Source organism: Flavobacterium sp. LMO6 (genome assembly GCF_009495795.1).
In the GTDB taxonomy this organism is placed as follows: Bacteria; Bacteroidota; Bacteroidia; order Flavobacteriales; family Flavobacteriaceae; genus Flavobacterium.
On sequence record NZ_WIBH01000007.1, the window covers coordinates 152,781 to 165,753 of the forward strand.

6 protein-coding genes are annotated in these 12,973 nt (G+C 32.8%); 1 reads left to right on the forward strand and 5 read right to left on the reverse strand.

Annotation, left to right across the window (positions count from 1 at the left end; translation table 11 throughout):
- Positions 1-352 precede the first annotated feature (352 nt).
- Complete coding sequence (gene rluF / locus GFJ99_RS09090; RefSeq protein WP_153208434.1) at positions 353-1,141, forward strand: 23S rRNA pseudouridine(2604) synthase RluF; 789 nt, start codon at positions 353-355, stop codon at positions 1,139-1,141.
- Positions 1,142-1,144: 3 nt separating this feature from the next.
- Here rluF and GFJ99_RS09095 read toward each other — a convergent pair whose 3' ends face one another.
- From GFJ99_RS09095 to rpoB, 5 genes are all read right to left on the reverse strand, one after another.
- On the reverse strand, positions 1,145-3,295 hold the full coding sequence (locus tag GFJ99_RS09095; protein ID WP_153208435.1) for an erythromycin esterase family protein: 2,151 nt from the start codon (positions 3,293-3,295) through the stop codon (positions 1,145-1,147).
- A 62-nt stretch (positions 3,296-3,357) separates the two neighbouring features.
- Positions 3,358-3,855 carry a GNAT family N-acetyltransferase gene (locus GFJ99_RS09100; RefSeq protein WP_153208436.1) on the reverse strand — a complete coding sequence of 166 codons (498 nt, stop codon included), beginning with the start codon at positions 3,853-3,855 and terminating at the stop codon, positions 3,358-3,360.
- 82 nt (positions 3,856-3,937) lie between these two features.
- A complete protein-coding gene (locus tag GFJ99_RS09105; RefSeq protein ID WP_153208437.1) occupies positions 3,938-4,246 on the reverse strand; it encodes a DUF3467 domain-containing protein in 309 nt (102 codons plus the stop codon).
- Between the two features lie 222 nt (positions 4,247-4,468).
- On the reverse strand, positions 4,469-8,776 hold the full coding sequence (gene rpoC, locus GFJ99_RS09110; RefSeq protein ID WP_153208438.1) for a DNA-directed RNA polymerase subunit beta': 4,308 nt from the start codon (positions 8,774-8,776) through the stop codon (positions 4,469-4,471).
- Between the two features lie 263 nt (positions 8,777-9,039).
- Positions 9,040-12,852, reverse strand: coding sequence for a DNA-directed RNA polymerase subunit beta (gene rpoB / locus GFJ99_RS09115; protein ID WP_008256593.1), 3,813 nt, complete (start codon positions 12,850-12,852; stop codon positions 9,040-9,042).
- Positions 12,853-12,973: the final 121 nt, after the last annotated feature.

Here is a 12,973-nt window from a genome sequence, read left to right on the forward strand (position 1 = left end):
CTATCATAAGCTTTTAAGACAAAAACTTTGCGCTCTTTGTGGTTAAATTACACAGAGTTTCACAGAGTTTTTTTGTTCCGAAGCTTCGGGATTGATTGTGTTGAAAAGAGATACACCAAGACATTTACTATTAAAAGCTTTTAAGACAAAAACTTTGCGCTCTTTTGCGGTTAATTACACTGAGATTCATAGCGTTTTTTGTCCCGAAGTTTTGGGATTGATTGTAATAGAAAGAAATACACTGAGATATTTTACTTTTTTAAAACTTGTAATGAAATTTTATGTAACGAAACCAAATCGACTAATTACTTATCACTATTCACTAATCACTAAAAAAACTTATCTTTGCATCATGGAAGAAAATGCAACCCGAATTAATAAGTTTTTATCAGAAACTGGTTTTTGTTCACGCAGAGAAGCCGATCGTTTGATTGAGCAAGGAAGAGTTACCATAAACGGAAAGGTTCCGGAAATGGGAACCAAAGTAATATCTAGCGACGAAGTTCGTGTGAATGGTAAATTAATTCAGGAACGCACAGAAAAACCAATTTATTTGGCATTCAACAAGCCTGCAGGAATTGAGTGTACGACTAACTTAGATGTTAGAGACAATATTATTGATTTTATAAAATATCCCGAACGTATTTTTCCTATTGGTCGTTTAGACAAAGCCAGTGAAGGTTTGATTTTTATGACGAATGATGGCGATATTGTAAACAAAATTCTTCGTGCGCGTAACAACCACGAAAAAGAATACATTGTAACTGTAAACCATCCAATTACTGACCGATTTATTGAACGAATGGCAAACGGAATTCCGATTTTGGAAACGATTACCAAGAAATGTAAAGTAGAACATATTAGTAAATTTGTGTTTCGCATTATTTTAACGCAGGGTTTAAATAGACAAATTCGTAGAATGTGTGAATATTTAGATTACGAAGTAACTGCTTTAAAACGTACGCGTATCATTAACATTTCATTAGATGTTGCCGAAGGAAAATATCGTAACCTTACCGATGCGGAAATAACAGAATTAAACAAACTGATTGAGCCTTCGAGCAAAACCGAAGAAGCAAGTTTACCAAGTAATAAAGGTAAATTTACGGGTAAGAGGAATTATGGGGAGCGAAATAGATAGTTTTTAAAACTTCATATTATTCCAAAAATCAACATTATATTTCACTTTTTCAAATAAATGTTCTTCATCCTTATTTTTTATTAGTTTAGGATTTTGAATGTTAAAATCCTTCCAATTTGAATTTACTATTATTTCAAATTCTTCTTTATCAACTGCATTGTTATAAACATTACCGGATAAAACACTTGTAGATTGTGTAATGAAATAGTATTCGCCAATCTTAGTAAAATCTGTAAGCATGGATTCGTTTTTAAACTCTTTTGAAGTATATTTTGACAACGAATTTTTAAGATGAAATCCTTCTCTAAACTGTTCTGGAAATTCGGTTACTGACCAATTTTCAAAAATCTTTACAATGGCAAAATCTTTTTTATTCACATACAAATATCCTGAATAGTCACTTAAGAAAACGCGTCTTGTAAAAGTGGAATGATTTCTTGGCGATGAAAAATTAATCACAAAGACTTCTTCGTTGTTGTACATCTTAGTTTCTTCAATTTGAAAAATAAATTTCTTAAACTTTCCTTTTTTCAAAAAAGGGGCATATTTTATTGGACAATTGTACACCAAACCATGATATTCTCTTAAACTTTCTGATAAAAAATCACCTTTCTTATTCCACCTCAGTTCTTTAACATTCTTTGTACTTCTATTAATATGATTTACATAACCTAAATCATATTGTTCGGCAATAAAATCAAAATCGAGATATGTAACATTTGAAACTTTGGCTTGAATATTTGTTTTCATCTCAGAACTAAATGGATTATCAGGATAGTTTCTTTCAAAAGATTCTATCACATTTTTCATAACCTGATAAGCCGTTCTTTTTCCATAAATGACAACTTCATTTAATTCCGTTTTCTTAATTTCATCATCATTAGACTCTGATAGTTTAGCCGTATGTATATTTTTAGTTTTAAAAACTTTATTCTCATCATCTGAATCTATTATAGTAGAAGGTGTAACGCTTCTAAAATAGAGATAACCATCATGCAACTCATTCAATTTGCTTTCAACAAAGGTAATCGGGCTAAAAAGTCTGTTCCATGCTAAAATTTGCATTCTGCTTTGGTTTGAAGAAATAAAAATGTGTGGAGAAGTATTTTTTTCTTTTAAAAAATACTCAAATGAGTGATTTTTAATTGATGTTTCATACCATTTATTTTGAAGATAAATTGAATCCTCAGCCGTTACTGCAGCTAAACTGTACACTTTGTTTTTAAGTTCTTTTTTTATGTAAGAACCCATTGGCACAAACTCTTTCAATATAGGCTCAGTAATTGAACTTATATTATTTGCAAAATGCGCATTGGCTCCCCAACAAATTATCTTAGCTTCAGGATTTTGTTTTAAATAAGCTAATAAATTATCCGCCATTTGTTTATCACGAATATTATCAAATGAAGTTGTACTGAAAGTACTTAAAATCTCTTCTTTTGAAATAGCATCATTACCTAACTCTAAAAGACTTTTTACAATTTGATTCCAATAAAACTTTTCTTCAGAATCTTTTTGTTGGCTAATTTTAGATTTGAATAATGTTAATTCGGTTTTAAATTGCTCATAAGAAATATCTTCTTCATCAAACATACCAGAATTAGTCATCGATTCTAAAAGCAACTCAAAATCTTCTTGTTTAAATTTTATTTTATGATTGATTTTTTTAGCATATTCAAATAAATCTTTAGCTAATAAGACATTTCCATTATTACCCGTAATCTGATAATCAAAACCGAAAATTTTAAAATTTTTCTTTTTCTGATTATAAAACTCGATAAAACTTTGAAATTCGTTTCTTTTTGCCCAAATAGAAAACAAAGAATTTGATAGTGCTTCCTTTACATTTTGCCCTTCACTAATACTTTTTTGAGCTTTCCACACATCATAAATTCCAGATTCAAATGCAATAGTATTAAAACCCATTTCTTGATGTAAATACTGAACGATTTTAGTTTTCATTTCAAAAACATTTCCATCAAAATGCGTATTTTCTCCAAGCATAACCACTTGAACATCTTTTAATTCTTCTTTTAAAAAACTAAAATCAGTGATTTCGGGATTTTGTGAAAGAGTTATTATTTTAGGATTGAATTCTTGCGCAGACAATGCTAGACTAAATAAAATACAAAGTACAATTGTTAGATTTTTCAAATAGTTTATTTTGATAGTTATGAAAAAAAATTAAACAATAGAATAACGAAAAAATAATTGAGTTATTGCATAATCGCTACTTCCATCACATAATCATCCATAATATAACCGTTTCCAATATCAATCACTTCGTCTTTTACTTTTGTAAAACCTAGTTTAGTATAAAAATGTATGGCATGATTGAATTTATTTACGTTTAAAAAAATGTATTTTTGGTCTTGTTCTATAGCTTTTATTTTTACGAGCTCAAAAAACTGTCGTCCTAAACCAGTGCCTTGGGTTTCGGGTAACACGTAAATTTTGTGGATTTTGGTTTTGTTGGGTTTGCTATTAATTTCATAGGAAACAAAACCTACGTACTTGTCATCATCGTCTTGTGCCAAATAAAAAACGTGCCCTTTTTGCATTAATTCACCCAAAGCGGTTTCTGTGTAAAACTTATCAATCATATAATCTAATTGCGCTATGGAAATAATTTTACCATAAGCTATGGGCCAAATTTTCTTGGTTAAGTCGATGATAATAGGAAGATCTGATATATTTACTTTAACTAAGTTCATTATACAAATGATATAAAAATGTCAAGTTAAACTTGTTTCGCCTTAAAAAACAGAAACAAGTTCAGGTTAACAAACAAAAAAATTATGCTTGACCTGTTGGTCCAAAATTTAATGGAATATTTGGTGTTTCGCCTTCCAAAATTTCTCCGTGCTGACTTTCGAATCTTCTAATGTTTTCGGCCATAGCTTTTAACAAGCGCTTTGCATGTTGTGGCGTTAATACAATTCTAGATTTTACTTTAGCTTTTGGTACTCCTGGCATAATAGCTACAAAATCTAGAACAAACTCAGAATTTGAATGATTAATAATTGCTAAATTAGAATAAATTCCTTCTGCTGTTTTTTCGTCTAATTCAATGTTTATTTGTCCTTGTTGGTTGTTGTTTTCCATATTTTTATCATTACGAGGAGCGAAGTAATCTCCTCATTTAAGTTAATTATTTATTTTAAAACATATAAGCCATAGGAGTTTATACTTTTTGACTTTATTGGATTTTTAAATTGGTTTAAGTGATGAACTAAATCTATTACAAGATTAAGTATAATTTTGATTAAAAAAAAACCTAACAAAAATTAATTTGTTAGGTTTTTAAGTATTAGAATAGCGCTACTCTTAGTAATTAAATTCTTCTTTAGCAGCCACTAAATCATTGTATTCTTCTTTAGAACCTACTATCATATTGTCATAGTCTCTCATACCTGTACCAGCTGGAATTCTATGTCCTACAATAACATTTTCTTTCAATCCTTCTAATGTATCTACTTTACCTGCAACAGCAGCTTCGTTTAATACTTTAGTTGTTTCCTGGAACGATGCCGCAGAAATGAATGATTTCGTTTGTAACGATGCTCTCGTAATACCTTGAAGTACTGGAGTAGCAGTTGCTGTAATAACATCACGAGCTTCTACTAAGTTTTTATCATTACGTTTTAATAACGAATTTTCATCTCTTAACTGACGTGGAGAAATAATTTGACCTGGTTTTAAATTTTCAGAGTCACCTGCTTCTTCTACCACTTTCATTCCGTATAATTTGTCGTTTTCAACAAGGAAATCACTTGTATGCGCTAATTGATCTTCTAAGAATAATGTATCTCCTGGATCTACGATTCTTACTTTACGCATCATTTGACGGATAACCACTTCAAAGTGTTTGTCATTGATTTTTACCCCTTGTAAACGGTATACTTCTTGAATTTCATTTACTAAATACTGTTGAACAGCAGATGGTCCTTGAATTCTTAAAATATCTTCTGGAGTAATTGCACCATCAGAAAGTGGCGTACCTGCTTTCACGTAGTCATTCTCTTGCACTAAGATTTGGTTAGAAAGTTTTACTAAATATTTCTTTACTTCGCCAAATTTAGACTCGATAGCAATTTCTCTATTTCCTCTTTTGATTTTTCCGAATGTTACAACACCGTCAATTTCAGAAACTACCGCTGGGTTAGATGGGTTACGAGCTTCTAATAACTCGGTAATTCTTGGTAAACCTCCCGTGATATCGCCAGTTTTAGAAGAACGACGTGGAATTTTTACTAAAATTTTACCGGCTTTAATTTTCTCTCCATTATCTACCATAAGGTGAGCTCCAACTGGTAAGTTGTAAGAACGAATTAATTCGCCATCTTTACCATAAATTAATAAAGTAGGAACTAATTTTTTATTTCTACCTTCAGAAATTACTTTTTCTTGGAAACCTGTTTGCTCATCGATTTCAACTAAGAACGATTGTCCTTGTTCTAAATCTTCATAAGCAATTTTTCCTGTAAATTCTGAAACAATAACTCCATTATATGGATCCCATTTACAAATTACAGTACCTTTTTCAACAACGTCTCCGTCTTTAACAAAAATACTTGAACCGTAAGGAATATAGTGTGTATTTAATAAAATACCTGTTTTAGCATCAACTAATTTTAATTCAGTAGAACGAGAAATTACGATATCAACAGTGTTTCCTTCAGCATCTTCACCTTTAACTGTTTTTAAATCTTCAATTTCTAATCTACCTGCAAAACGAGTTACAATATTTGATTCTTCAGAAATACCTCCAGCAACCCCTCCAACGTGGAACGTACGAAGTGTTAACTGTGTACCTGGCTCACCAATTGATTGCGCTGCAATAACTCCAACTGCTTCACCTTTCTGAGTCATTTTACCAGTAGCTAAGTTTCTACCATAACATTTAGCACAAATACCTTTTGTAGCTTCACAAGTTAATGGAGAACGAACTTCTACTCTTTCTATTGGAGATACTTCAATTTTCTTAACAATAGCTTCTGTAATTTGCTCACCTGCATGAATTAAAATTTCATTATCAAGTGGATTAACTACATTTTGTAAAGCTACACGTCCTAAGATTCTTTCTCCTAAAGTTTCAACAATCTCTTCGTTTTTCTTTAAAGCAGAAACTTCAATACCTCTTAAAGTACCACAATCTACAGAGTTTACAATAACATCTTGAGATACATCATGTAATCTACGAGTTAAGTAACCAGCATCGGCAGTTTTAAGAGCGGTATCCGCAAGACCTTTACGAGCACCGTGAGTAGAAATAAAGTACTCAAGGATAGAAAGACCTTCTTTAAAGTTCGATAAAATTGGGTTTTCGATAATTTCACCACCACCAGCAGTAGATTTTTTAGGCTTAGCCATCAAACCACGCATACCAGTTAACTGACGAATTTGTTCTTTAGAACCCCTTGCTCCAGAGTCAAGCATCATATATACCGAGTTGAAACCTTGTTGGTCTTCACGGATATTTTTCATTGCTAACTCAGTTAATTGAGCATTCGCAGAAGTCCAAATATCAATAACTTGGTTGTAACGTTCGTTATTAGTAATAAGACCCATGCTATAGTTCATTGAAATTCCGTCAACTTGCTCACGAGCATCAGCGATTAACTGCGTTTTTTGTTCTGGAATTCTAATATCACCTAATGAGAATGATAATCCACCACGGAATGCAAACTTGTACCCCATATCTTTCATGTTATCCAAGAAAGCTGCTGTTGTAGGAACGTCAGTAACCGCTAAGATTTTACCAATAATATCACGAAGTGATTTCTTAGTTAATACCTCATTAATATATCCTGCAGCTTCAGGTACTACTTCATTAAATAATACTCTACCTGCTGTAGTTTGAATAATTTTATAAACTAATTCACCTTCTTCATTAAAATCTCTTGCTCTAATTCTCACTCTAGCATTTAATTCTAATTTTCCTTCATTCAAAGCAATATTTACTTCTTCAGCTGAATAGAAAGTTAAACCTTCACCTAAAATTTTCATTTCTGGTGTAGACAAACGCTCTTTGGTCATATAATAAAGACCAAGAACCATGTCTTGAGAAGGTACTGTAATTGGAGCACCATTTGCAGGATTCAAGATATTGTGAGACGCCAACATTAATAATTGAGCTTCTAAAATAGCTTCTGGTCCTAATGGTAAGTGAACCGCCATCTGGTCACCATCGAAATCGGCATTAAACGCCGTACATACTAATGGGTGTAACTGGATTGCTTTTCCTTCAATTAACTTAGGTTGGAATGCTTGAATACCTAAACGGTGTAACGTAGGAGCACGGTTAAGTAATACCGGGTGACCTTTAATTACGTTTTCAAGTATATCCCATACAACTGGCTCTTTTTTGTCGATAATTTTCTTAGCCGACTTAACTGTTTTAACAATTCCTCTTTCGATTAATTTACGAATAACGAATGGTTTGTATAGTTCAGCAGCCATATCTTTTGGCAAACCACATTCGAACAATTTCATTTCTGGTCCAACGACAATTACTGAACGAGCAGAATAATCTACACGTTTTCCTAATAAGTTTTGACGGAAACGACCTTGTTTACCTTTTAATGAATCAGATAATGATTTTAATGGTCTGTTTGATTCTGTTTTAACAGCAGAAGCTTTACGTGTGTTATCAAATAATGAATCTACAGATTCTTGTAACATACGTTTTTCGTTTCTTAAGATAACTTCTGGAGCTTTAATCTCCATTAATCTTTTTAAACGGTTGTTACGAATGATAACTCTTCTGTATAAATCATTTAAATCTGAAGTTGCGAAACGACCTCCATCAAGCGGCACTAACGGACGCAATTCTGGTGGGATAACTGGAATAACTTTCAAAATCATCCATTCAGGACGGTTTTCTCTGTTTTTATTCGAGTCACGGAACGATTCTACAACATTTAAACGTTTTAATGCTTCTGTTTTACGTTGTTTAGATGTTTCGTTATTAGCGGCATGACGTAAACTATAAGAAAGTTCATCTAAGTCTGTACGAGCTAATAAATCCATAATACATTCAGCACCCATTTTAGCGATGAATTTATTAGGATCGTTGTCATCTAAATATTGGTTTTCCATTGGAAGTGTATCTAAAATATTTAAATACTCTTCTTCTGTAAGGAAATCTAATCTTTGTAATGATTCGCCATCAACATTTTTAGCAATACCTGCTTGAATTACTACATATCTTTCGTAGTAAATAATCATATCTAATTTCTTAGAAGGCAACCCTAAAATATAACCAATTTTGTTTGGAAGTGAACGGAAATACCAAATGTGAGCAATTGGCACGACAAGGTTGATGTGACCTACTCTATCTCTACGTACTTTTTTCTCTGTTACTTCAACACCACATCGGTCACAAACGATTCCTTTGTAGCGAATTCTTTTATATTTTCCACAAGCACATTCGTAATCTTTTACTGGACCGAAAATACGCTCACAGAAAAGACCATCTCTTTCTGGTTTGTGAGTACGATAGTTGATAGTTTCTGGTTTTAAAACCTCACCTCTAGATTCTCCTAAAATTGATTCTGGAGAAGCTAATCCTATCGTGATTTTGTTAAATCTTTTGATTTGTTGCTTGTCTTTACTATTTCTATTATTCATCATAGTTTTTACTATTGATTTATTTTGCAATTAAAAATTGATTTTGAACAGCTGTAGTCATACTACTTTTCTGTTGACTCGGATTACTTCTCTAAACTTCAAACCTAAAATTTTGAAGTGCTAATTATAAAAACCAAAAGGTTTAAATAAAAAATCGGAACGGTTTACGGTTATAAATCCTTAAAAACTTATTATAATGAGTATTCAGTTTTCAGTCGCAGTTTTCAGATTGAACTGCATACTGCGACTGTGACTGTTTACTATAATTATTCTTCTAATCTGATGTCTAATCCAAGACCTTTCAATTCATGCATTAATACATTGAATGATTCTGGTAATCCTGGTTCTGGCATAGTTTCACCCTTAACGATTGCTTCGTAAGTTTTAGCTCTACCAATTACGTCATCCGATTTAACAGTCAAGATTTCTCTTAAAGTACTTGATGCGCCATATGCTTCAAGTGCCCAAACCTCCATCTCTCCAAAACGCTGACCTCCAAATTGAGCTTTACCTCCTAATGGTTGTTGCGTAATTAACGAGTATGGACCAATTGAACGTGCGTGCATTTTATCATCTACCATATGTCCTAATTTCAACATGTAAATTACACCCACAGTTGCACGTTGGTGGAAACGCTCTCCAGTTCCTCCATCATACAAATACGTATGACCGAATCTTGGAATTCCAGCTTCGTCTGTAAATTCATTAATTTGATCTAAAGTAGCACCGTCAAAAATTGGAGTAGCAAATTTCTTGTTCAATTTTTGTCCAGCCCAACCAAGAACTGTTTCATAAATCTGACCGATGTTCATACGAGATGGTACTCCAAGTGGATTCAATACGATATCTACTGGTGTTCCGTCTTCTAAGAATGGCATATCTTCATGACGAACGATTTTTGCAACAATACCTTTGTTACCGTGACGTCCTGCCATTTTATCCCCTACTTTTAATTTACGTTTCTTAGCGATGTAAACTTTAGCAAGTTTTAAAATTCCAGAAGGTAATTCATCTCCAACAGTAATTGTAAATTTCTCTCTTCTTAACCAACCTTGTAAATCGTTTAATTTGATTTTGTAGTTGTGAATTAAGTCGTTCACCATTGCATTGGTATGCTCATCTGTTGTCCACTGACCTTTAGTTAAGTGAGCAAAATCTTCTACTCCTTGTAACATCTTTTTAGTGAATTTTTTACCTTTTGGTAATACTTCTTCCCCTAAATCGTTCATTACACCTTGAGAAGTTTTACCATCGATGATAACAAATAATTTTTCAATTAATTTGTCTTTCAAGTCAGTATACTTAACTTCAAATTCAGTTTCTAATTTATCAACGTCTTCTTTATCTTTAGAACGTTTTCTCTTATCTTTTACTGCTTTCGCAAATAATTTTTTATCTAAAACCACACCGTGTAAAGATGGAGACGCTTTTAATGAAGCATCTTTTACATCACCTGCTTTATCTCCGAAGATAGCTCTTAAAAGTTTTTCTTCTGGAGTAGGATCTGATTCTCCTTTTGGTGTAATTTTTCCGATTAAAATGTCGCCAGGTTTAACCTCTGCACCAATTCTAATCATACCGTTTTCATCTAAATCTTTAGTAGCTTCTTCAGAAACGTTTGGAATATCATTAGTTAATTCTTCGTTACCTAATTTAGTATCACGAACTTCTAATGTATAATCATCAATATGTAATGATGTAAAAATGTCATCACGTACTACTTTTTCAGAAATTACGATTGCATCCTCGAAGTTGTACCCTTTCCATGGCATGAACGCCACTTTTAAGTTTCTTCCGATTGCTAATTCTCCGTTTTGAGTAGCATAACCTTCACATAATACTTGACCTTTAGCAACTCTGTCACCTTTTCTTACGATAGGTTTAAGGTTGATACAAGTACTTTGGTTGGTTTTTCTATATTTGATTAATTGATACGTTTTATCATCTGAATCAAAGCTTACCATACGTTCTTCTTCAGTTCTGTCGTATTTGATAGTAATCATATTAGCATCAACATACTCAACAGTTCCGTTTCCTTCCGCATTGATTAATACTCTTGAATCAGAAGCAACTTGTCTTTCTAAACCAGTACCAACGATTGGAGCTTCAGGACGTAATAATGGAACGGCCTGACGCATCATGTTAGATCCCATCAACGCACGGTTCGCATCATCATGCTCTAAGAAAGGAATCAATGAAGCCGATATAGAAGCAATTTGATTTGGAGCAACGTCAGTGTAATGAATTTCAGTTGGATCAACAACTGGGAAATCACCTTCTTCACGTGCAATTACTTTATCTGCAGTAATTTTACCATTTGCATCCATTTCAATGTTTGCCTGAGCAATCATTTTACCTTCTTCTTCCTCTGCACTTAAGTAAACTGGAGTTGATTGTAAATCTACCACACCTTCTGTTACCTTACGGTAAGGTGTTTCGATGAATCCCATTCCGTTAACTTTAGCATAAACTCCTAAAGATGAAATCAAACCAATGTTTGGTCCCTCTGGTGTTTCAATTGGACAAAGTCTTCCGTAGTGTGTATAGTGAACGTCACGAACCTCGAAACCAGCTCTTTCTCTAGATAAACCTCCAGGTCCAAGGGCAGATAAACGACGTTTGTGTGTAATCTCTGCTAATGGATTCGTTTGGTCCATGAACTGAGATAACTGGTTAGTTCCAAAGAATGAGTTAATAACCGATGATAATGTTTTAGCATTAATCAAATCGATTGGTGTAAACACCTCATTATCACGAACATTCATTCTTTCACGAATAGTTCTAGCCATACGAGCTAAACCTACTCCGAACTGAGCTGATAATTGCTCACCAACTGTTCTTACACGACGGTTTGATAAGTGATCAATATCATCAATCTCTGCTTTAGAGTTGATTAATTCGATTAAATATTTAACGATTGTAATAATATCTTCTTTCGTTAAAACTTGTTTTTCCATTGGAATATCAAGGTTTAACTTTTTGTTCATTCTGTAACGACCAACTTCACCTAAGTTGTAACGTTGGTCAGAGAAGAACAATTTATCTATAATACCACGAGCCGTTTCCTCATCAGGCGGTTCCGCGTTACGTAATTGTCTGTAAATATGTTCAACAGCCTCTTTTTCAGAGTTTGTTGGATCTTTTTGTAACGTATTGTGAATAATTGTATAATCAGCCGCGTTGTTATCTTCTTTATGTAAAAGGATAGTTTTTACGTCAGCTTCAATTATTTCTTCGATATTATCTTTATCAAGGATTGTATCACGATCTAAGATAATTTCGTTACGTTCGATAGAAACTACTTCTCCAGTATCTTCATCTACGAAATCTTCATGCCATGTATTTAATACACGAGCAGCAAGTCTTCTTCCAGCATATTTTTTAATACCAGTTTTAGAAACTTTAATTTCTTCTGCTAAGTCGAAAATTTCCAAGATATCTTTATCTCTTTCAAATCCGATAGCTCTAAATAAAGTAGTAACAGGTAATTTTTTCTTTCTATCAATATACGCATACATTACGTTATTGATATCAGTAGCGAATTCAATCCAAGAACCTTTAAAAGGAATAATTCTGGCAGAATACAATTTAGTTCCATTTGCATGGAAAGACTGTCCAAAGAATACACCTGGAGATCTATGTAATTGCGATACAACTACACGCTCAGCACCATTAATTACGAATGTACCACTAGGTGTCATATATGGTATTGTTCCTAAATACACATCTTGAACGATTGTTTCAAAATCCTCGTGTTCAGGGTCAGTACAATATAATTTTAGTCTAGCTTTAAGAGGAACGCTATACGTTAAACCTCTGTCAATACACTCTTCGATGGTATATCTAGGTGGATCAATAAAATAATCTAGGAATTCTAATACGAACTGATTTCTCGTATCCGTAATTGGAAAGTTTTCCATGAAGGTATTATACAGCCCTTCGTTGCCTCTTTCGTCAGATTTAGTTTCCAATTGGAAAAAATCTTTAAACGATTTTACCTGAATATCTAGAAAATCTGGATATTGAGGAATGTTCTTAGTAGAAGCAAAATTTAATCTTTCAGTCTGATTAGCAATCATCAATGGATAAAATTTTGATTTAAAAAAAGTAATTTTTGTGTAAATACACTGTTTTAATAATACTTCCTTTTTAATAAACAATACATCTTTAAAATAAACCAGGAAAGATAGTTTAATTTTT